Source organism: Streptomyces sp. 7R007 (genome assembly GCF_054850255.1).
The window spans coordinates 1-20,990 of record NZ_JBTWMV010000055.1; the positions used below are offsets into that span (position 1 = coordinate 1).

The following is a 20,990-nucleotide window of genomic DNA, read 5'->3' on the forward strand; positions in this document are numbered from 1 at the left end:
TCCAGGGCCACCTCGGGAACCCGCTTCACGGGCAGTTCCAAGTTGACGCCCAGCTTCTCCAGGACGTCGGAGGCCCCCGACGCCGAGGACGCGGCGCGGTTGCCGTGCTTGACGACCCGGGCGCCCGTGCCGGCGACGACGATCGAGGACATGGTGGAGATGTTCACCGTCTTGGCGCCGTCGCCGCCGGTGCCGACGATGTCGACGGTCGGGCCCGGCACCTCGATGACGTTCGCGTGCTCGTACATCGTCCGCACGAGCCCGTTGATCTCCTCGACGGTCTCGCCCTTGGCCCTCAGCGCCACCACGAACCCGGCGATCTGCGCGTCGGTCGCCTCGCCGCGCATCATCAGGTCCATCGCCCAGGCGGTGTCGTCGGTGCCGAGGTCCTTGCCGTCCAGCAGACCGTTCAGCAGCAGGGGCCAGGAACGGCCCGCCGCGGTGTCGCCTCCAGCGGGGGTCACAGCGCTCATCAGGCCGCTCCTGGGTGTCGTAGAACCATCGGTGTCGTAGAACCAACGCGGTGTGGGCCCACCCTATCCAGCCCCGGGCACGGCGAAGGGCCCCCGTCCGCACACCGGACGGGGGCCCTTCTGCCGTGGCGTGGCGAGCCGCAGCGATCAGTGGTGGCCGTGGCCGCTCGTGATCTCCTTGTACTCCTCGACGGTCGGCTTCGGGATCTGGGACTCCTCACCGAAGTACGCCTCGCTGAGCTTGGCGCGCAGCTTCTCGGAGCCGCTCACCTTGCGCTCGACGCCGTTGTCGTCGACCGTGGGGCCGATCTCGACCGGCTTGTACTGCTCGTGCGCGGTGAGGGTGTGCAGCGCCTCCTGGCTGAGCGGCTCGTGGACCTCGATGAACTCACCGTGCGGCAGGCGCTTGATGATGCCCGACTCGCGGCCGTGCAGCACCTTGTCGCGGTCCCGGCGCTGCAGGCCGAGGCAGATCCGCTTGGTGGCGAGGAAGACCAGCACCGGCACCACGAAGAAGCCGATGCGCACGAACCAGGTGACCGCGTTGATCGACAGGTGGAAGTGCGTGGCCCACAGGTCGTTGCCGCCACCGACCATCAGCACGAAGTACCAGGACACCCACGCGGCGCCGAACGCGGTGCGCGTCGGGGCGTTGCGCGGCCGGTCCAGGATGTGGTGCTCGCGCCGGTCGCCGGTGACCCAGGCCTCGATGAACGGGTAGACCGCGATCGCGACCAGGACCAGCGGGAAGATCATCAGCGGGATGAACACGCCCAGGACGAGCGTGTGGCCCCACAGGTTGATCTCCCAGCCCGGCATGGCGCGGATCAGGCCCTCGGAGAAGCCCATGTACCAGTCGGGCTGGGCGCCGGTGGACACCTGGTCCGGACGGTAGGGGCCCATGGCCCAGATCGGGTTGATCGAGGCGATCGCCGCGATGGCGGTGATGACGCCGAAGACCAGGAAGAAGAAACCGCCGGCCTTCGCCATGTACACCGGCAGCAGCGGCATGCCGACGACGTTGTTGTTGGTCTTGCCGGGACCCGCGAACTGCGTGTGCTTGTGGTAGAAGACCAGGATCAGGTGGCCCACCATCAGGCCCAGCATCAGACCCGGCAGCAGCAGGATGTGCACCGAGTAGAACCGGGCCACGAAGTCGCCGCCCGGGAACTCGCCGCCGAAGAGGAAGAACGACAGGTACGTGCCGACGATCGGCACGGACAGGATCGCGCCCTCCATGAAGCGGACACCGGTGCCGGAGAGCAGGTCGTCCGGGAGCGAGTAGCCGGTGAAGCCGGTGAACATGCCCAGGACCAGCAGCAGGAAGCCGAACAGCCAGTTGACCTCACGCGGCTTGCGGAACGCGCCGGTGAAGAACACGCGCATCATGTGCACGAACATGCCGGCAAGGAAGATCAGCGCGGCCCAGTGGTGGATCTGCCGGATGAGCAGACCACCGCGCACGTCGAAGGAGATGTGCAGGGTCGAGTTGAACGCCTCGGACATCATCTGGCCCTGCAGCGGGATGTAGCTGCCGTGGTACTCCACCTCGTTCATCGACGGGTGGAAGAACAGCGTCAGGTACACACCCGTGAGGATGAGGATGATGAAGCTGTACATGCACACTTCGCCCAACATGAACGACCAGTGGTCGGGGAAGATCTTGCGCATGTTGGTCTTGGCCAGGGAGTAGATCCCCAGCCGGCCGTCGGCCCAGTCGGCGACGCGCTCGCCGGCCGGTGCCTTCCCGCGGGCGCGGGCCTCTTCGTTCGTCGTAGTGCTCATCCGCGCTCCCAGAATGCAGGACCGACGGGCTCCTCGAAGTCGCCGAGCGCCTGGAGGTAACCCTCGTCGTCCACGCCGATGCGCAGCTGCGGCAGGGCGTGACCGGCGGGGCCGAAGATCACTCGGGCACCGTCGGAGAGGTCGAAGGTGGACTGGTGGCACGGGCACAGCACGTGGTGCGTCTGCTGCTCGTACAGGGAGATCGGGCAACCGACGTGGGTGCAGATCTTCGAGTACGCCACGATGCCCTGGTGCGACCAGTCGAGCTCGCGCTTGTCCTTGATGTTGTCCGGCTGGAGCCGGACGATCATCAGCGCCGCCTTGGCGATCTGGGTCTGGAAGTCCTCGTCGGACTCCTCCAGGCCGTCCGGCTTGGCGAAGGTCAGCGAGCCCACGGCCACGTCCTCGGGACGCAGCGGCTCGTTGGTGTTCATGTTGACGAGGCGCTTGCCCTTGGCCCACAGCGTGTGGCGCAGCTTGGTCTCGGGCAGCGGGCCCAGGTCGCGCAGCAGGACGAGGCCGGAGAGCGGCACCAGGGTGAGCGCGCCCAGCATCGTGTTGCGGATCAGCTTGCGCCGGCCGAGCGCCGACTCCTTGGCGCCCTGCTTGAAGTCCGCCAGGACCTTGGCCCGGACCTCCGGCGGCGCCTCGATCGGGTGCCGCTCGTCGGCGATCTCCACGTCGGACATCAGGGTGCGGGCCCAGTGGACCGCGCCCGCGCCGATGCAGAACAGCGCCAGACCGAGGGTCAGACCGAGCGCGAAGTTCAGCGCGCTGATGTGCCCGATCGGGAAGACGTAGATCGACTTGTCCGACGGGACCGCCACGTAGGAGGCGATGAAGCCGATCGTGGCCAGCATCGACACCGTGAACAGCATGGCCACCACACGCTCGGACCGCTTGGCGGCCCGCTCGTCGATGTCCTGGATCCGGTGCTCGTGGGGCGGCAGGCCGGGGTCGGCGAACGGGTTCTGCTCGTCCGCGACGCCTACGGCACCGTGCGCGTCCTGCTCAGCGGGCAGGTTCTCTTCTGGAATGTCTTGGCTACTCATGACTTCTTGGCCTTTGCGGTCCGAGCGGCGACCCAGACGGCGACCGCGATCAGCGCGCCGAGTCCGAAGACCCACGCGAACAGACCTTCGCTGACCGGACCCAGTCCGCCCAGTTCGAGGCCACCGGGGCTCTCGGTGTCGTCCCCGTTGACCGCGTTCAGGTACGCGATGATGTCCTTCTTGTTCTGCTCCGACAGCGTGGTGTCGGGGAACGACGGCATGTTCTGCGGGCCGGTCTGCATGGCCTCGTAGATGTGCTTCGGGGCCACGCCCTCAAGGCTCGGCGCGAACTTGCCGTGCGTCAGCGCACCGCCCTTGCCGGTGAAGTTGTGGCACTGGGCGCAGTTGGTGCGGAAGAGCTCACCGCCCTTGGCGATGTCCGCGCCGTCCGGACCGTACTTGTCCGAGGTCGGGATGGACGGGCCGGCGCCCAGCGAGGCGATGTACGCCGCGAGCTGGTCGATCTGGGCCTGCGTGTAGATGACCTTCTTGCGCGGGACCTGCGCGCCCGGCTGCTGGGCCGGCATACGGCCGGTGCCGACCTGGAAGTCGACGGCCGCGGCGCCCACGCCGACCAGGCTGGGACCGTCGGAACTGCCCTGACCGCCGGTGCCGTGGCAACTGGCGCAGCCTACGGAGTAGAGCTTCTTGCCCTCGTCGATGGCGAGAGACTGGGAGGTTTCATCGGCCTGCGCCTTGCTCGCGGGCGCGAACGCGGCGTACAGCCCCCCAGTGGCCGCCAGCGCGAGGAGTAGGACGACGACCGCCGCCAGCGGATGGCGTCGTCGTGCGGAGAGCTTTTTCACGGATTACCCCGGTGTCAGGATCTTCTGCGTCGATGCTTCTGGGATGTGCGCCCGCGAGGCGCACGCGGGTACGGGCCCGGCTACTTGATCAGGTAGATCGTGGCGAAGAGGCCGATCCAGACGACATCGACGAAGTGCCAGTAGTAGGACACGACGATGGCCGCGGTCGCCTGCTCGTGGGTGAACCTCTTGGCCGCGTAGGTGCGACCGAGGACCAGCAGGAAGGCGATCAGACCGCCCGTCACGTGCAGCCCGTGGAAGCCGGTGGTCAGGTAGAACACCGAGCCGTACGGGTCGGAGGACAGGGAGAGCCCGTCCTTCTTCACCAGCTCCGTGTACTCGAAGATCTGACCGCCGATGAAGATCGCACCCATGATGAAGGTGACGATGAACCAGCCCCGGAGCTTCTTCACGTCCCCGCGCTCGGCGGCGAAGACGCCGAGCTGGCAGGTGAGCGAGGAGAGCACCAGGATCGTGGTGTTGGTCGCGGAGAACGGAAGGTTGAGATGGCTCGCCATCTCCTTCCAGTGATCCGGACCGGTCACCGATCGCAGGGTGAAGTACATCGCGAAGAGGGCCGCGAAGAACATCAGCTCGGAACTCAGCCAGATGATGGTTCCGACGCTGGTGAGGTTCGGCCGGTTGACCGACGGGTGCGCGTGCCCGGTTTCTACTGTCGTTGCTGTCGCCACGACCGACATTATGTCGGTCGCTTATCCCGCCCTCACTCCGGGGGGTGCCGTTCGGAGTGTTGCCACCGTCCGAACCGGTGTTGACGTGGTGTTCACGGGGGTGACAGCGGGAGTAACATCCGCCCCGATGGGCCTGTCCGCACGACGAAGACGTCTCGGAGGAACTATGCAGCCGACCGCCACGGTGCTGGTCTACAGCGACGATTCCAACACCCGCGAGCAGGTCCGGCTGGCGACCGGGCGCCGGCCCGCTCCGGACGCCCCCGTCGTGGAGTTCGTGGAGTGCGCGACGCCCGCGGCGGTGCTGCGCGAGCTGGACCGGGGCGGCATCGACGTGTGCGTCCTGGACGGCGAGGCCGTGCCCATGGGGGGCATGGGGATGTGCCGCCAGATCAAGGACGAGGTGTTCAACTGCCCGCCGGTGCTGCTGCTCATCGGCCGGCCCCAGGACGCGTGGCTGGCGACCTGGAGCCGGGCCGACGCGGCGGTGACGCTGCCGGTGGAGCCGGTGGAGTTCGCGGGGGCGCTGGCTTCCCTGCTGCGCCGCGAGAGGCTGCAGAGCGCCTAGGCGGCTCACACCGCCGTCGGCCGTAGTCGTGCCGTCTGCTCGGGTCGCGGGGTGTCCGGCGTTCCCGCGACCAGGGCGCTGCCCGCGCGCCACTTCTTCCAGCTGAGGTTCCAGTCGCCGAAGCCGTTGCCGAAGGGCTCCATCTCGTCGCCGTTGGAGTTGACGACCTGGACCACGTCCCCCTCGTGGACGTGGTCGAAGAACCACTCGGCGTTGCCGGTGCTCATGCCGGTGCAGCCGTGCGAGACGTTCTCGTAGCCCTGGGAGCCGACGGACCAGGGGGCGGCGTGGACGTACTCGCCGCTCCAGGTCACGCGGGTGGCGTAGTAGACGGGCAGGTCGTATGACTCCGAGGAGCCCTCGGCGATGCCGACGGTGGTACCGCGCATACGTACGTACTGCTGCTTCTCCAGCACGACCTTGACGCCGTTGCGGGTCTCGAAGCCGGGTTTGCCGGTGGTGACGGGGATGTCCTTGATGTCCTCGCCGTTCCTGTAGAACGCCAGGGAGTGGGACGAGGCGTCCGTGACGGCGATGACGCGGTCGCCGATGCCGAGCTTCAGGGGCTTGCTCGCGGCGCCCCACAGGCGGTCGCTGATCTTGACGCCGTCGAGGTCGCTGTGCGCCTGGACGGTGGCGTGGGCGGGCCAGTACTCCTTGGGCCGGTAGTGGAGTTCCTTGTCGTCCACCCAGTGCCAGGCGCCCTCGACGGCCGGTACGGACTCCACGCGCAGGGCGCGTTCGACGACCGCGCGCTGGGCCTTGTCCTTGACAGCCTGGCTCAGTTCGGCCGTGATGGGCTGGCCCACCCCGTACGTGCCCGGCTTGGGCCCGAACTTCACCGACAGGCGCTTCTTGGCGGTGGGCTTGCTGGTGTCGAAGGAGAGGACCTTGCGGCCGGGCGCCCCGTCCTCGTCCTCGGTGCTGACCCGGACCGTGTAGTGGGCGTTGGCGGCCAGCGGAGAGGTGCTGTGCCACCGGGTGCCGTCGGCCGAGAGTTCGCCCGTCACATAGCGGCCTGTGGCGTCCGTGGCGGTGACGTCGGTGATGCGGCCGTCGTCGTCCTGGGCGGTGACCTCCAGGGGCTTGTCCGGGTCGGCCTTCCTGCCGTCGCCCGAGGGGCCGTTGAAGGAGATCTGGTCCGACGCGTCGTACGGCTTCGCGGACAGCGGGTTGCCGCCGCTGCCGCACGCGGTGCCGCCCGCACCGAGGGCGATCACCAGCAGCGTGCAGCTGACGACGGTGCGAGTGCGCGGATTGCGGTTCATGGCTTCACGCTAGGGAGCTTCGTCAACGGCGGCGCGGTGGGTAACTCGTACGAGGGACGAGGGGTGCGCAAAAGCAGGAGCCCGGACCCTCCTGACGGAGTGTCCGGGCTCGCTGGGCGCTCGGTGGGTGCTACTGGGTGCGGTTCTCACCGCGGTAGTACTCGAAGACCCAGCCGTACAGGCCGACCAGGATGATCGGCGCCGAGAAGTACAGCAGCCACCAGCCGATCGCGATCGACAGGAAGGCGAACGCACCACCGACCGCGAGGGCCAGCGGCTGCCAGCTGTGCGGGCTGAAGAACCCGACCTCGCCGGCGTCGTCCGCGACGTCCGCCTCCTTGTTGTCCTGCGCGCCCGCGTCGACCCGCCGGGCGGTGAAGCCCAGGTAGAAGCCGACCATGATGCACAGGCCGAAGGCCAGGAAGAGGGCCGTGGTGCCGGCCGGCTCCTTCGACCACACGCCGTAGACGACCGCCATGGCGAGGATGAAGACGCTCAGCCACATGAACATCTTGCCCTGGATCTTCACTTGCCGGCCTCCTTGCCACCAGCCAGAGCCTTCTCACCGTGCGGCGCGTTCTCCAGCTGGTCGAGCGCGGCGATCTCCGGGTGGTGCAGGTCGAACGCCGGGGATTCGCTGCGGATCCGCGGCAGGGTGAGGAAGTTGTGCCGCGGCGGCGGGCAGGACGTCGCCCACTCCAGGGAGCGGCCGTAGCCCCACGGGTCGTCGACGCCGACCGGCTTGCCGTACTTGGCCGTCTTCCACACGTTGTAGAGGAACGGCAGGATCGACATGCCGAGCAGGAACGAGCCGATCGTGGAGACCGTGTTCAGGGCGGTGAAGCCGTCGGCCGCCAGGTAGTCGGCGTACCGGCGCGGCATGCCCTCGGCGCCCAGCCAGTGCTGCACCAGGAACGTGGTGTGGAAGCCGATGAACAGCGTCCAGAACGTGATCTTGCCGAGGCGCTCGTCGAGCATCTTGCCGGTCATCTTCGGCCACCAGAAGTGGAAGCCGGAGAACATCGCGAAGACGACGGTGCCGAAGACGACGTAGTGGAAGTGCGCCACCACGAAGTACGAGTCGGACACGTGGAAGTCCATCGGCGGCGAGGCCAGGATGACACCGGTCAGACCACCGAAGGTGAAGGTGATCAGGAAGCCGGTCGCCCAGAGCATCGGCGTCTCGAAGGACAGCGAGCCCTTCCACATCGTGCCGATCCAGTTGAAGAACTTCACACCGGTCGGCACCGCGATGAGGAACGTCATGAAGGAGAAGAACGGCAGCAGCACACCGCCGGTGACGTACATGTGGTGGGCCCACACGGTCACGGACAGACCGGCGATCGCGATGGTCGCGCCGATCAGGCCCATGTAGCCGAACATCGGCTTGCGGGAGAAGACCGGGATGACCTCACTGATGATGCCGAAGAACGGCAGCGCGATGATGTACACCTCTGGATGCCCGAAGAACCAGAACAGGTGTTGCCACAGCAACGCGCCGCCGTTGGCCGCGTCGAAGACGTGCGCCCCGAACTTCCGGTCGGCCTCCAGCGCGAACAGGGCGGCGGCCAGGACGGGGAAGGCGAGCAGGACCAGCACCGCGGTCAGCAGCACGTTCCACACGAAGATCGGCATGCGGAACATGGTCATGCCGGGCGCGCGCATGCAGATGATGGTGGTGATGAAGTTGACCGCGCCGAGGATGGTGCCGAAGCCGGAGAAGGCCAGACCCATGATCCACATGTCGGCGCCGACGCCCGGGGAGCGGACCGCGTCCGACAGCGGGCTGTAGGCGAACCAGCCGAAGTCGGCCGCGCCCTGCGGGGTGAGGAAGCCGCCCACCGCGATGAGCGAGCCGAACAGGTACAGCCAGTAGGCGAACATGTTCAGCCGGGGGAAGGCCACGTCCGGGGCGCCGATCTGCAGCGGCATGATCCAGTTCGTGAAGCCGGCGAACAGCGGCGTCGCGAACATCAGCAGCATGATCGTGCCGTGCATCGTGAACGCCTGGTTGAACTGCTCGTTCGACATGATCTGCAGACCGGGCCGGGCGAGCTCGGCGCGCATCAGCAGCGCCATGACGCCGCCGATCAGGAAGAACGCGAAGGACGTGACGAGGTACAGCGTGCCGATCGTCTTGTGGTCAGTGGTCGTCAGCCACTTGATCACGACACCGCCGCGGTTCTGGCGCCGGACCGGCAGCTCGTCCGTGTAGTGGGACCCTGCTGCCGCGGCACCCTGGGGTTCGTTGAGGATGCTCACAGGTTGTTCGTCTCCCGGTTCTTCTCGTGGCTCGTCTGCGCGATGCCGGCGGGAACGTAACCGGTCTGCCCCTTCTTGGCGAGGTCCTTGAGGTGCTGCTCGTAGCGCTCCGGGGAGACGACCTTCACGTTGAACAGCATCCGGGAGTGGTCGACGCCGCACAGCTCGGCGCACTTGCCCAGGAAGGTGCCCTCCTTGTTCGGGGTCACCTCGAAGGCGTTGGTGTGGCCCGGGATGACGTCCTGCTTCATCAGGAACGGCACCACCCAGAAGGAGTGGATGACGTCACGCGAGGTGAGGACGAAGCGGACCGTCTTGCCCTTGGGCAGCCACAGGGTCGGCCCCGGGTTGCCGGTCTGCGGGTTGCGCGTGGCGGGCGTACCGGCGTCGTAGACACCGCCGGCGTTCGCCGGGAACGCGTCCTTGAACCGGTTCGGGATCGCGTCCAGGTTCTTGTCGGTCTTCGCGTCACCGGTGACACCGTCGACGGGCTCGATGTAGTTGAACGCCCAGCTCCACTGGTAGCCGACGACGTTGATGGTGACGTCGGGCTTCTTGTCGAGGCTCAGCAGCTTCGACTCGTCGCGGGCGGTGAAGTAGAACAGCACCGAGACGATGATGAGCGGGACGACCGTGTACAGCGCCTCGATCGGCATGTTGTACCGGGTCTGCGGGGGAACCTCGACCTTGGTCCGGCTGCGCCGGTGGAAGATCGCGCTCCAGATGATCAGACCCCACACCAGCACGCCGACGGCGAGCGCGGCAGCCCAGGAGCCCTGCCACAGGGAGAGGATCCGCGGAGCCTCTTCCGTGGTCGGGGTGGGCATGCCAAGGCGGGGGAAGTCCTTGTATGTGCAACCGGTGGCGGTCGCCAGGACCAGGCCCGCGGTCATTGCCTGCAGCAGCTTCCGCCGCATCGGGCGCCGCGGCGAGCGGTCGGAGCCGTTGGGACTCACGTAGCGCCTTCCCGAGAGTCTCGCCCGCGCGGATCGGCTGCGGCCTGGCCTTCTCGCTGGTCGGTCGCCGCCCTGCGTCGGGCAGGGGTTTGGATGTTTATGCGGACCAAACCCTAGCCGACGCTCTCCGAGGGTTCGCGGGGAGGGGGGCCTAGTGGGGCGGGGGTTCGCTTGTTTGGCGGCTGCGGGCCGGTTGTGGCTGGTCGCGCCGTTCCCCGCGCCCCTGGGAGTTAGCGTTGCCGTGTGCCTTACTTCGATGCCGCCTCCGGTGCTCCGCTGCATCCCGTCGCCCGTCAGGCGCTGTTGGCGTCTCTGGACGAAGGGTGGGCCGATCCCGCGCGGCTGTACAAGGAGGGCCGCAGGGCGCGGCTGCTGCTGGACGCCGCGCGGGAGGCCGCCGCCGAGGCGGTGGGGTGCCGGGCCGACGAACTGGTCTTCACCTCCTCCGGCACGGCGGCCGTACACACCGGTGTCGCGGGCGCGTTGGCCGGCCGACGGCGGGTCGGACATCACCTGATCGTGTCTGCCGTCGAACACTCCTCGGTGCTCCACGCCGCCGACGCGCACGAGGCCGGCGGCGGAAGCGTCACCCACATGGCGGTGGACCGGTCGGGCGCGGTGGATCCGGCCGCCTGGGCCGCCGCGCTGCGGCAGGACACCGCGCTGGCGTGTCTGCAGTCGGCCAACCACGAGGTGGGGACCGTCCAGCCGGTGGCGGAGGTGGCCGAGGCGTGCCGGGCGGCGGGGGTGCCGCTGCTGGTGGACGCGGCGCAGTCGCTGGGCTGGGGGCCTGTCGAGGGCGACTGGTCGCTGCTGACCGCGAGTGCCCACAAATGGGGCGGGCCGGCCGGAGTCGGGCTGCTGGCGGTCCGCAAGGGGGTGCGGTTCGCCGTCCAAGGGCCCGCCGACGAGCGGGAGTCCGGGCGGGCCGCCGGGTTCGAGAACCTTCCGGCGATCGTGGCGGCGGCCGCCTCGCTGCGGGCGGTGCGGGCCGAGGCGGCACAAGAGGCGGTACGGCTGCGGGAGCTGACGGAGCGGATCCGGGCCCGGGTGCCGCGGCTGGTGCCGGACGTGGAGGTGGTGGGGGACCCGGAGCGACGGCTGCCGGGGATCGTCACCTTCTCGTGTCTCTATGTCGACGGGGAGACACTGCTCCACGAGCTGGACCGGGCGGGTTTCTCCGTCTCCTCCGGATCGTCGTGTACGAGCAGCACGCTGACGCCGAGCCATGTGCTGAAGGCGATGGGGGTGCTGAGTGAGGGGAATGTGCGGGTTTCGCTGCCCCCGGGGACGGCGGAGGAGGAGGTGGAGCGGTTCCTGGAGGTGCTGCCGGGGGCGGTGGCGGGGGTGCGCGAGAAGCTGGGGGCGCCGGCGCCGGCCACCGTCGTGGAGCGGGACGCCCTGGTCGTCGACACCCTCGGCAAGCGCTGCCCCCTCCCCGTCATCGAACTGGCCAAGGTCATCGGCGACGTGCCGCTCGGAGGCACCGTGCGCGTCCTCGCGGACGACGAGGCCGCCCGCCTGGACATCCCGGCGTGGTGCGAGATGCGGGGGCAGGAGTACGTGGGCGAGGAGCCGGCGGACCAGGGCAGCGCCTACGTGGTCCGCCGTATCTCCTAGCCGGTCAGCCGAGGTGGACCCGGACCTCCTGGGCCGCCTCGTCGCCGTACGCCTTCGTGAACCGCTCCATGAAGTTCGCCCGCCGCAGCTGGTACTCCTGGGTGCCCACCGTCTCGATCACCAGGGTCGCCAGCATGCAGCCGACCTGGGCCGCGCGCTCCAGGGAGACCCCCCAGGCCAGGCCCGACAGGAACCCGGCGCGGAAGGCGTCGCCGACGCCCGTGGGGTCGGCCTTGCGGTCCTCGTCCGGGCAGCCGACCTCGATCGGGTCCTCGCCGGTCCGCTCGACGCGCACCCCGCGCGAGCCCAGCGTGGTGACCCGGTGGCCGACCCGGGAGAGGATCTCGGCGTCGCTCCAGCCCGTCTTGGACTCGATGAGCCCCTTCTCGTACTCGTTGGAGAAGAGGTAGGTCGCCCCGTCCAGCAGTATCCGGATCTCGTCGCCGTTCATCCGGGCGATCTGCTGGGAGAAGTCGGCGGCGAAGGGGATGGAGCGGGAGCGGCACTCCTCGGTGTGGCGGAGCATCGCCTCGGGGTCGTCGGCCCCGATCAGGACGAGGTCCAGGCCGCCGACGCGGTCCGCGACCGTCTTCAGCTCGATCTGCCGGGCCTCGCTCATCGCCCCGGTGTAGAAGGAGCCGATCTGGTTGTGGTCGGAGTCGGTCGTGCACACGAAGCGGGCGGTGTGCAGGGTCTCCGAGATGCGCACCGAGTCCGTGTCGACGCCGTGCCGCTCCAGCCAGGCGCGGTACTCGTCGAAGTCGAAGCCGGCCGCGCCGACGAGGATCGGGTTCGTGCCGAGCTGCCCCATCCCGAAGGCGATGTTCGCGCCGACGCCGCCGCGGCGGACGTCGAGGTTGTCGACCAGGAAGGAGAGCGAGACCGTGTGCAACTGGTCCGCGACGAGCTGGTCGGCGAAGCGCCCGGGGAAGGTCATGAGGTGGTCGGTGGCGATGGAGCCGGTGACTGCGATGCGCACGGCGTGGACTCTCCTGTGGGGAGAAACTGGGTTGACAGTTCACGCTACCCGGTCACGGCGAGCCTCTGAAGCCGCTAAAACTACCCGATAGTAGATCTTTCTCCGCGGGCTCCGACGTGCTTACGGTGCGAGCATGACGAACCTGAAGGTCCACGCTCCGGCCCCGGTCGACCTGGAAGGCGACCTCGCGTCGCTGCGCGGCGACTGTGCCCGGATGGCGCCTCACTGGGCCGTTCCCGACGAGCTCGCCTCCCGTCCGGTCCCGCCCTCGCTGATCCACGGGGTGACGGTGCCGTCGAGGTCCGCCCGGCTCCTGGACGCGATGTCGGACTACGGCGACTGACCGGGAGGGCCGCGCGGAGCCCGGTTCGGAGCCGGTGGCCCGCATCGGCGCGTTCCGGGGAACCGTGCGCTCCCCCGCTGCGTCCCATCGCCGTCCCCCGTGGAGGGGATGCGGGATACGACCCTCGGCCGGCCGATTTGACAGGGCCGGGTCAGGGTCACCGGGACAGTGCGGCAAAGGAGCGATGCGGTGAACACCGAGCGACCCGACCACCCCGAGCACGACGACGCCGACGGCTTCGCCGGGAAGCGGCGCGCGGGGGAGGAGCAGCGCACCGGGGCTGCGTCCGAGGGGGTCGAGGAGACCACCGTGGAGACGGAGTCGCCGGCGGACGGGCCCGCTGCCGACGCGAAGACGGAGTCGCCGGCGGAGGTCGCGACGGAGTCGCCGTCGACCGAGGGCGCGCCCACTGCGGAGGATGACGCGGGGGCACCGGCCGAGGATGGGCCCGCCGCGGAAGCGCCGGCCGGGGACGGGGCCGCCGCGGAGTCGCCGGCCGAGGGTGGGCCCGCCGCGGAGTCGCCGACCGAGAGCACGGCCGCTGCGGAAGCGCCGGCCGAGAGCGGGGCCGCTGCGGAGGCGCCGGCCGAGAGCGGGGCCGCTGCGGAGGCGCCGGACGAGGACGGGGCCGCTGCGGAGGCGTCGGGGGAGGGGGCTTTCCGGGGTGTGGGCGGGCCCGGTGCCGAGGTCACCGCCGTGGGCGAAGGCGGCGGCGAGGAGATGCCCGGTCGCTCTCGGCGACGCTCCCCCGTCGTCATCGCCTCCGTCGCCGCCGCCGTCCTGCTCCTCGGTGGGGGCGGGGCCTATCTCGCCGCCGCCTCGGGCGGGTCCGGCGGCCGTACGGGCTCCGGGGTGCCCGGCGACGACGGCACCACTCCCCCGCCGCTCGCCCTCGACGGCTACTCGGCGGGCGGCGGCACGAACGGGATCGCGCCCGGGGAACCCAATCCGTACGGCGTGACGTACCAGGTGCGCGGCAGCCTGCCGGACGGGCCGGACGCGGCGTCGGTGTACCGGGCGGCGGGCGAGGTGACCCGGGACGAGGTGGCCCGGCTGGCGAAGTCCCTCGGGCTGGACGGGACGCCGGTGGCGCGGGGGCAGTCCTGGCAGGTGGGGCCGGCGAAGGACGGTTCGGGACCGAGCCTGGTGGTGGACAAGCAGGCGCCGGGGGCGTGGACGTTCCACCGCTACGCGGCCGGGACCAACGCCTGCAAGAGCACCCTGGCCTGCACGCAGGACCCGGCGAACCCGGCCGACGACACGGTGACCGAGGCGGCCGCGAAGAAGGCGGCGGCGCCGGTGCTGAAGGCGATCGGTCAGGATGACGCGAAGCGCGACGCGAGCCAGGTGATGGGCGCCCAGCGGGTGGTGAACGCCGATCCGGTGGTCGGCGGGCTGCCCACGTACGGCTGGACGACGGGGCTGACGATCGGCGCGGGGGGCGACGTGGTCGGCGGGAGCGGCCAGTTGAAGGCGCCGGCGAAGGGGGACACGTACCCCGTGCTCGGCGCGCGCAGGACGCTGGACCTGCTGAACGCGGCGCCCACGACCGACCACCGCATGGGCATCGGCGGCTGCGCCAGCCCCGTACCGCTGAAGGACCGGCTGGAGGCGCCGTGCGGGCAGTCCTCGGCCTCCGGTTCACCGGGGGCGACCGCCACGCCGTCGAGGCAGACGGCCGCGGTCGAGAGCGCGGTGTTCGGGCTGGCCACGCACACCGTGAACGGGCGGAAGGCGCTGGTGCCGTCCTGGCTGTTCCAGGTGCGCGGCGCCGGCGCGCAGGGCGTGTTCACGGTGACGTATCCGGCCGTGGACCCCAAGTACCTGGGCTCCGCCGACACGTCCTCGCCCTCCGCCACCGCCACCTCGGCCCCCCGGGACGTGACGGTGGACCGCTACACCGCCGTCGGCACGAACCTGACCGTGAGCTTCACGGGCGGGGTGTGCGCGGACTACAAGGCGACGGCGGACGAGGGCGCCGACGAGGTGACCGTCACGGTGACCGAGACCCCGTGGCCGGACAAGGTCTGCATCATGATCGCCAAGGAGTACACGAAGGTGCTGCCGCTGAAGAAGCCGCTCGGCGACCGCACGGTGGTCGGCTCGGACGGCAAGGAGATCCCGCGGGGCAAGCCGGGGGCGCGGCTGCCCGGCCCGTACGCCGCACAGTGACCGCGGCCGTACGAGAGCGCGAAGGCGGCGGCCCTGTCGGAGGGGGCCGCCGCCTTCGGTCTGTTCCGCTGCCGGGTGACTCGGCTCAGCTGAAGGAGTCGCCGCAGGCGCAGGAGCCCGTCGCGTTCGGGTTGTCGATCGTGAAGCCCTGCTTCTCGATCGTGTCCACGAAGTCGATGGTGGCGCCGCCCAGGTACGGGGCGCTCATGCGGTCGGTGACGACCTTGACCCCGCCGAAGTCCTTCTCCACGTCGCCGTCGAGGGAGCGCTCGTCGAAGAAGAGCTGGTAGCGCAGGCCGGAGCAGCCGCCGGGCTGGACGGCGACGCGCAGGGCGAGGTCGTCACGGCCTTCCTGGTCGAGCAGGGCCTTGACCTTGGACGCGGCGGCGTCGGTCAGGACGATGCCGTCGGTGACGGTGGTGGTCTCGTCCGATACGGACATCTACATCTCTCCCGGGTTGTACGGAGACTGCTTGCCGACGGTTGCAACCGGCGGGGCCGCGGATTCATTCCGGGCCGGGCACTTGTCTTTCGCCTGTCCTTTCATGCTCGCACACCCGCGACGAAGCGGACAGCGCCCCAAAGGCCCTTCCGGCCGGTCCGGCGCCGGGATTCATGTCACATCGACGCTATGACCATCGTCAAAGTGACGTGAACCGGGTTATGATAGATAACGTCAGATCGACGAAAAGTAGAAAGGGTGCGTGTCGTGACCACCGCCCAGACCACGGAGCTCGACGTGCAGCCGACTCCGCTCGCCCTGTTGCTGCTCGGCCGCGAGGCCGACCCGAAGAGCGAGCGGGGCGTCGAGTGCCCCGGCGACCTGCCCTCGCCCTCCGACCCGGACCTGGTCGAGCGCGCCCGCGCGGCCAAGGCCAAGCTCGGCGACAAGGTGTTCGTGCTCGGCCACCACTACCAGCGTGACGAGGTCATCCAGTTCGCCGACGTCACGGGCGACTCCTTCAAGCTGGCCCGGGACGCAGCCGCCCGCCCCCAGGCCGAGTACATCGTGTTCTGCGGTGTGCACTTCATGGCCGAGTCGGCGGACATCCTGACCTCCGACGACCAGAAGGTGGTCCTGCCCGACCTCGCCGCCGGCTGCTCCATGGCCGACATGGCGACGGCCGAGCAGGTCGCCGAGTGCTGGGACGTGCTGACCGAGGCCGGCATAGCCGAGCAGGTCGTGCCGATGTCGTACATGAACTCCTCCGCCGACATCAAGGCGTTCACGGGCAAGCACGGCGGCACGATCTGCACCTCGTCCAACGCCCGGCGGGCCCTGGACTGGGCCTTCGAGCAGGGCGAGAAGGTCCTGTTCCTGCCCGACCAGCACCTGGGCCGCAACACCGCCGTCCGCGACATGGGCATGTCCCTCGACGACTGCGTGGTCTACAACCCGCACAAGCCCAACGGCGGTCTGACGGCGGACGAGCTGCGCGCCGCGAAGATGATCCTGTGGCGGGGCCACTGCTCGGTGCACGGCCGGTTCTCGCTGGACTCGGTCAACGACGTGCGCGCGCGCATCCCGGGCGTCAACGTCCTCGTGCACCCCGAGTGCCGGCACGAGGTCGTGGCCGCGGCGGACCACGTCGGCTCGACGGAGTACATCATCAAGGCCCTGGAGGCGGCCCCGGCCGGCTCCAAGTGGGCCATCGGCACGGAGCTCAACCTGGTCCGCCGGCTCGCGAACCGTTTCGCCCCGGAGGGCAAGGAGATCGTCTTCCTCGACAGGACGGTCTGCTTCTGCTCGACCATGAACCGCATCGACCTGCCCCACCTGGTCTGGGCCCTGGAGTCCCTGGCCGAGGGCAAGCTGGTCAACCGCATCACGGTCGACAAGGAGACGGAGGCGTTCGCCAAGCTGGCGCTGGAGCGGATGCTGGCGCTGCCGTAGGCCACCGACCCCGCCGTCACTCCACCCGCGGCCGTACCAGTCCCGACTCGTAGGCGATGACCACCAGTTGGGCCCGGTCGCGGGCGCCGAGTTTGGCCATGGCGCGGTTGACGTGGGTCTTCACGGTCAGCGGGCTGACCTCCAGGCGTTCGGCGATCTCGTCGTTGGAGTGGCCGCCGGCGACCTGGACCAGCACCTCCCTCTCGCGGACGGTGAGGGCGGCCAGCCGCTCCGAGCGGGCGGGGTCGTGGTCGCCGTCCGCGCCGTCGCCCTGGGCGAGGAAGCGGGCGATCAGGCCCTTGGTGGCGGTCGGCGAGAGCAGCGCCTCGCCGCCGGCCGCGACGCGGATGGCGTTCAGCAGCTCGTCCGGTTCGCTGCCCTTGCCGAGGAAGCCGGAGGCGCCGGCGCGCAGGGACTGCACCACGTAGTCGTCGACCTCGAAGGTGGTGAGGATGACGATGCGCACGTGGGCGAGGGTGGGGTCGGTGCTGATCATGCGGGTGGCGGCGAGGCCGTCGGTGCCGGGCATCCGGATGTCCATCAGCACGACGTCGGCCCGCTCCTCCTTCGCCAGCCGCACCGCCTCCGCGCCGTCGGACGCCTCGCCCACCACCTCCATGTCGGGCTCGGAGTCGACGAGCACGCGGAAGGCGCTGCGCAGCAGGGCCTGGTCGTCGGCGAGCAGGACGCGGATGGTCATGCGCTTCCCCCGGTGGTGGCCGTACGGGTCTTGACCGGCAGGATCGCATGGACGCGGAAACCGCCGCCGTAGCGGGGACCGGTGGTGAGGGTGCCGCGCAGGGCGGTGACGCGCTCGCGCATGCCGAGCAGCCCGTGGCCGCCGCCGCTGCCGGGGTCGTCGTCCTCGCCGGCACCGTCGTCCAGGACGGTGATCTCGATGTTCGGCCCCACCCGGACGACGCTGACCTCGGCCTTCGCCTCACCCCCGGCGTGCTTCTGCACGTTGGTGAGGGCTTCCTGGATCACGCGGTAGGCGGCGAGGTCGACGGCGGCGGGGAGGGCGGTGCCGTGGTCGGCGCGGGCGACCTCGACGTGCAGGCCGGCGCTGCGGAAGGTGCCGACGAGTTCGTCGAGGCGGTCGAGACCGGGGGCGGGTTCGGTGGGGGCCTCGGGGTCGCCGGACTGCCTCAGCAGGCCGACGGTGGCGCGCAGTTCGTTGAGCGCGGAGCGGCTGGCCTCGCGGACGTGGGCGAGGGCTTCCTTGGCCTGGTCGGGCCGCTTGTCCATGACGTGGGCGGCGACACCGGCCTGCACGTTGACGAGCGCGATGTGGTGGGCGACGACGTCGTGCAGGTCCCGGGCGATCCGCAGGCGTTCCTCCGCGACCCGCCGGCGGGCCTCCTCCTCCCTGGTCCGCTCGGCCCGTTCGGCGCGTTCGCGGATGGCCTGGACGACGGCTCTGCGGCTGCGCACGGCGTCGCCGGCGGTGGCGCCGATGCCGGTCCAGGCGAAGATGGCGAGGTTCTCCTGCGCGTACCAGGGCAGCGGGCCGGCGAGCATGGCGGCGCCGGTGAGGACGGTCATGGTCAGCAGGCCGAGGCGCCAGGTGGTGGAGCGGTCCGTGGTGGCGGCGACGGTGTAGAGGGCGACGACGGCGGACATGGCGACGGGAGCGCGGGGTTCGCCGGTGACGCACTCGACGACCGAGACGGTGCCGGTGAGGGCGAGGACCGTTCTCGGGGCGCGGCGGCGGAGGACCAGGGCGAGGGCGCCGAGGACCATGAGGACGAGGCTGAGGGGGTCGGGGGTGCGGACGCCCCAGGTGACACCGTCCCCGCCCCGGTCCCCGTGCGGGTCCACGAACGAGCCGGCCACCATGCAGGCGAGAACGCCGGCCGCCAGGGCCGCGTCCAGCGCGAGGGGGTGCGCGGTGAGGCGGCATCGGGCGCGTTCGAGTGTGGTGCTCACGGTGGGAAATCTACGGGTGTCCCGCGCGCGCCGGAATCGAAGGTGGCCGTACCTTTGCCGCCGGCCCCCCGCGTCGGCCCCGAACGGGCCTCGTCCCGGGGCGGCCGGTCAGCCGGGGATCAGGCCGTCGTCGCTCAGGAGGTCCCGGACCTCCTCCAGGGTGGCGTCCGGGGAGGGGAGGATCAGTTCCGAGGGTTCCAGGGAGTCGTCGGGGAGGGGTTCGCCCAGGTCGCGGACCTTGGCGAGGAGGGCGTGGAGGGTGTGGCGGAAGCCGGGGCCGTCGCCGTTCTCCATCTCCCTCAGCAGGTCGTCGTCGAGCTTGTCGAGTTCGGCGAGGTGGCTGTCGGCCAGCCTCACCTGGCCCTCCCCCATGATCCTGACGATCATGTCGCCCATCTAGGCCTCCTAGGCGTGGCCCCTACTGCTTGTCGAAGCGCGGGGTGTCCTGCGGCTGCTGCTGGGACTGCGACTGGCCCGTGCCGCCCTCGATCGCCTGCTGGGGCGTGCCACCGGCCAGCTCCGCCTTCATGCGCTGCAGTTCCAGCTCTACATCCGTACCACCGGAGATCCGGTCCAGCTCGGCGGCGATGTCGTCCTTGTGCATGCCGGTCGGGTCGTCCAGCGCCCCGGAGGCGAGCAGTTCGTCGATCGCGCCGGCGCGGGCCTGCAACTGCGCCGTCTTGTCCTCCGCGCGCTGGATCGCCAGCCCGACGTCGCCCATCTCCTCGGAGATGCCGGAGAACGCCTCGCCGATCCGGGTCTGGGCCTGCGCGGCGGTGTACGTGGCCTTGATGGTCTCCTTCTTCGTACGGAAGGCGTCCACCTTGGCCTGCAGCCGCTGGGCCGCGAGGGTGAGCTTCTCCTCCTCGCCCTGCAGCGTCGCGTGCTGCGTCTCCAGGTCCGTCACCTGCTGCTGGAGCGCGGCCTTGCGCGAGAGCGCCTCGCGGGCGAGGTCCTCCCGGCCCAGCGCGAGCGCCTTGCGGCCCTGGTCCTCCAGCTTCGAGGACTGCTGCTGGAGCTGGTTGAGCTGGAGCTCCAGTCGCTTGCGCGAGGTGGCCACGTCGGCGACACCCCGGCGGACCTTCTGGAGCAGTTCCAGCTGCTTCTGGTACGAGTAATCGAGGGTCTCGCGCGGGTCCTCGGCCCGGTCAAGGGCCTTGTTCGCCTTCGCGCGGAAGATCATCCCCATACGCTTCATGACACCGCTCATGGGCTTCGCGCGCCCCCTTCTGACGGACTTCCAGCTCCAGCTCTGCGACAGAACCCACAGTACGGGCCCTGCATCCATTGACGCACTGTTCGGGGACGGATGCGCTCATCCCCAAGGACGACTGCGCTCGCTCCCGCTCCGGCGTGAGGAGTAGGTGTCCCCCCAGGGAACCCACAGGGACCCCACCGGCGCCGGAAGCACGCGCATCGTCCCCTCTGTCCCTTACATGACGACTGGTGTTGCCGGATCGTTCCCCGCCGGGCTGGGGTCCAACCCCGGGCACCCCGTACCCTTGGCTTTTGTGTTCCGTAGCCGTGCCAAGGATGAGAAGGCCGCCGTCGTCGACAAGGCGCCGGTGACCGACTCCAAGCAGCCCCGCGACCCGCAGGCCCCCAAGGGTCGCCCCACGCCCAAGCGCAGTGAGGCCCAGTCCCAGCGCCGCAGCGTCGCCACCACGTCGATGACGCGCAAGGACGCCGCCAAGCGGCAGCGCGAGGAGCGCCGCGCGCAGCTCGAACGGCAGCGCCAGGCGCTGGCGGGCGGCGACGAGCGGTATCTGCCCGCCCGGGACAAGGGCCCGGTGCGCAAGTTCGCGCGCGACTGGGTCGACTCGCGGTTCAACGTGGCCGAGTTCTTCCTGCCGATGGCGGTCGTCATCCTGGTGCTGAGCATGGTGCGGGTGGGCGCGCTGCAGAGCATCGCGCTGCTGCTGTGGCTGGTGGTGATCGTGCTGATCGTGCTGGACGCGATCGTGTCCGGTTTCCGGCTGCGCAAGCGGCTCGCCGAGCGCTTCCCCGACCACAACCGCAAGGGCGCCGTCGCGTACGCGCTGATGCGCTCCCTGCAGATGCGCCGGCTCCGGCTGCCGAAGCCGCAGGTCAAGCGCGGAGAGCGGCCCTGAGCACGACGTCGTTCTCCGGGGGCGCGGCGGACGCCTGGCTGGACGGGCTGGGCGGTCTGCGCAATGTCGTACGGCAGGAA

20 protein-coding genes and 1 pseudogene are annotated in these 20,990 nt (G+C 70.0%); 6 read left to right on the plus strand and 15 right to left on the minus strand.

What is annotated here, in order from left to right:
* The 5 genes and pseudogenes from ACYF6T_RS38260 to ctaE form a co-directional block, all read right to left on the minus strand.
* Nucleotides 1-473, minus strand: a pseudogene (locus tag ACYF6T_RS38260) (anthranilate phosphoribosyltransferase); the annotation flags it as partial.
* Nucleotides 474-620: 147 nt separating this feature from the next.
* On the minus strand, nucleotides 621-2,258 hold the full coding sequence (qcrB, locus tag ACYF6T_RS38265; protein WP_461702453.1) for a cytochrome bc1 complex cytochrome b subunit: 1,638 nt from the start codon (nucleotides 2,256-2,258) through the stop codon (nucleotides 621-623).
* Entirely contained in the window at nucleotides 2,255-3,310 is a 1,056-nt protein-coding gene (gene qcrA / locus ACYF6T_RS38270) for a cytochrome bc1 complex Rieske iron-sulfur subunit (protein ID WP_461702455.1), read from the minus strand. The genes qcrB and qcrA overlap by 4 nt, the downstream gene beginning before the upstream one ends.
* Nucleotides 3,307-4,116, minus strand: coding sequence for a cytochrome bc1 complex diheme cytochrome c subunit (gene qcrC / locus ACYF6T_RS38275; RefSeq protein ID WP_461702457.1), 810 nt, complete (start codon nucleotides 4,114-4,116; stop codon nucleotides 3,307-3,309). The genes qcrA and qcrC overlap by 4 nt, the downstream gene beginning before the upstream one ends.
* A gap of 80 nt (nucleotides 4,117-4,196) precedes the next feature.
* Nucleotides 4,197-4,817 (minus strand): aa3-type cytochrome oxidase subunit III, encoded by a 621-nt coding sequence (gene ctaE / locus ACYF6T_RS38280; RefSeq protein ID WP_461702458.1) that lies wholly within the window; start codon nucleotides 4,815-4,817, stop codon nucleotides 4,197-4,199.
* Nucleotides 4,818-4,974: 157 nt separating this feature from the next.
* Here ctaE and ACYF6T_RS38285 point away from each other — a divergent pair, with 157 nt between their 5' ends.
* On the plus strand, nucleotides 4,975-5,376 hold the full coding sequence (locus tag ACYF6T_RS38285; protein WP_461702460.1) for a response regulator: 402 nt from the start codon (nucleotides 4,975-4,977) through the stop codon (nucleotides 5,374-5,376).
* A 5-nt stretch (nucleotides 5,377-5,381) separates the two neighbouring features.
* Here the strand turns inward: ACYF6T_RS38285 and ACYF6T_RS38290 are convergent, their stop codons facing one another.
* The 4 genes from ACYF6T_RS38290 to ctaC form a co-directional block, all read right to left on the minus strand.
* Nucleotides 5,382-6,644: a L,D-transpeptidase gene (locus ACYF6T_RS38290; RefSeq protein ID WP_461702462.1), complete on the minus strand. Its 1,263-nt coding sequence runs from the start codon at nucleotides 6,642-6,644 to the stop codon at nucleotides 5,382-5,384.
* Between the two features lie 130 nt (nucleotides 6,645-6,774).
* Nucleotides 6,775-7,173, minus strand: a complete 399-nt coding sequence (locus tag ACYF6T_RS38295) for a cytochrome c oxidase subunit 4 (RefSeq protein ID WP_461702464.1) — start codon at nucleotides 7,171-7,173, stop codon at nucleotides 6,775-6,777.
* On the minus strand, nucleotides 7,170-8,906 hold the full coding sequence (ctaD, locus tag ACYF6T_RS38300; protein WP_461702465.1) for an aa3-type cytochrome oxidase subunit I: 1,737 nt from the start codon (nucleotides 8,904-8,906) through the stop codon (nucleotides 7,170-7,172). The genes ACYF6T_RS38295 and ctaD overlap by 4 nt, the downstream gene beginning before the upstream one ends.
* Nucleotides 8,903-9,862 (minus strand): aa3-type cytochrome oxidase subunit II, encoded by a 960-nt coding sequence (gene ctaC / locus ACYF6T_RS38305; protein ID WP_461702467.1) that lies wholly within the window; start codon nucleotides 9,860-9,862, stop codon nucleotides 8,903-8,905. Before ctaC ends, ctaD begins: the two co-directional genes overlap by 4 nt.
* 243 nt (nucleotides 9,863-10,105) lie before the next feature.
* Here ctaC and ACYF6T_RS38310 point away from each other — a divergent pair, with 243 nt between their 5' ends.
* Nucleotides 10,106-11,482 (plus strand): aminotransferase class V-fold PLP-dependent enzyme, encoded by a 1,377-nt coding sequence (locus ACYF6T_RS38310; protein ID WP_461702469.1) that lies wholly within the window; start codon nucleotides 10,106-10,108, stop codon nucleotides 11,480-11,482.
* A gap of 4 nt (nucleotides 11,483-11,486) precedes the next feature.
* On the opposite strand, the gene ACYF6T_RS38315 is transcribed toward ACYF6T_RS38310, so the two are convergent.
* Nucleotides 11,487-12,461, minus strand: coding sequence for a carbohydrate kinase family protein (locus tag ACYF6T_RS38315; protein ID WP_461702470.1), 975 nt, complete (start codon nucleotides 12,459-12,461; stop codon nucleotides 11,487-11,489).
* Between the two features lie 133 nt (nucleotides 12,462-12,594).
* Here ACYF6T_RS38315 and ACYF6T_RS38320 point away from each other — a divergent pair, with 133 nt between their 5' ends.
* Together ACYF6T_RS38320 and ACYF6T_RS38325 are read left to right on the plus strand one after the other, a co-directional pair.
* Nucleotides 12,595-12,804: a hypothetical protein gene (locus ACYF6T_RS38320; protein ID WP_461702472.1), complete on the plus strand. Its 210-nt coding sequence runs from the start codon at nucleotides 12,595-12,597 to the stop codon at nucleotides 12,802-12,804.
* Between the two features lie 189 nt (nucleotides 12,805-12,993).
* Nucleotides 12,994-14,976, plus strand: a complete 1,983-nt coding sequence (locus tag ACYF6T_RS38325) for an ICP22 family protein (RefSeq protein WP_461702473.1) — start codon at nucleotides 12,994-12,996, stop codon at nucleotides 14,974-14,976.
* 85 nt (nucleotides 14,977-15,061) lie between these two features.
* Here ACYF6T_RS38325 and ACYF6T_RS38330 read toward each other — a convergent pair whose 3' ends face one another.
* A complete protein-coding gene (locus ACYF6T_RS38330; RefSeq protein WP_111002424.1) occupies nucleotides 15,062-15,418 on the minus strand; it encodes a HesB/IscA family protein in 357 nt (118 codons plus the stop codon).
* Between the two features lie 267 nt (nucleotides 15,419-15,685).
* Here ACYF6T_RS38330 and nadA point away from each other — a divergent pair, with 267 nt between their 5' ends.
* Nucleotides 15,686-16,870, plus strand: coding sequence for a quinolinate synthase NadA (nadA, locus tag ACYF6T_RS38335; protein ID WP_461702476.1), 1,185 nt, complete (start codon nucleotides 15,686-15,688; stop codon nucleotides 16,868-16,870).
* A gap of 16 nt (nucleotides 16,871-16,886) precedes the next feature.
* On the opposite strand, the gene ACYF6T_RS38340 is transcribed toward nadA, so the two are convergent.
* From ACYF6T_RS38340 to ACYF6T_RS38355, 4 genes are all read right to left on the minus strand, one after another.
* On the minus strand, nucleotides 16,887-17,570 hold the full coding sequence (locus ACYF6T_RS38340) for a response regulator (protein WP_461702478.1): 684 nt from the start codon (nucleotides 17,568-17,570) through the stop codon (nucleotides 16,887-16,889).
* Entirely contained in the window at nucleotides 17,567-18,799 is a 1,233-nt protein-coding gene (locus ACYF6T_RS38345) for a sensor histidine kinase (RefSeq protein WP_461702480.1), read from the minus strand. The genes ACYF6T_RS38340 and ACYF6T_RS38345 overlap by 4 nt, the downstream gene beginning before the upstream one ends.
* A 108-nt stretch (nucleotides 18,800-18,907) precedes the next feature.
* Nucleotides 18,908-19,186: a PspA-associated protein PspAA gene (gene pspAA / locus ACYF6T_RS38350; protein ID WP_461702511.1), complete on the minus strand. Its 279-nt coding sequence runs from the start codon at nucleotides 19,184-19,186 to the stop codon at nucleotides 18,908-18,910.
* A gap of 31 nt (nucleotides 19,187-19,217) precedes the next feature.
* Nucleotides 19,218-20,009 (minus strand): PspA/IM30 family protein, encoded by a 792-nt coding sequence (locus tag ACYF6T_RS38355; protein ID WP_461702481.1) that lies wholly within the window; start codon nucleotides 20,007-20,009, stop codon nucleotides 19,218-19,220.
* A 226-nt stretch (nucleotides 20,010-20,235) separates the two neighbouring features.
* On the opposite strand from ACYF6T_RS38355, the gene ACYF6T_RS38360 reads away from it, so the two are divergent.
* A complete protein-coding gene (locus ACYF6T_RS38360) occupies nucleotides 20,236-20,910 on the plus strand; it encodes a DUF3043 domain-containing protein (protein ID WP_461702482.1) in 675 nt (224 codons plus the stop codon).
* The last annotated feature ends 80 nt before the right edge of the window (nucleotides 20,911-20,990 follow it).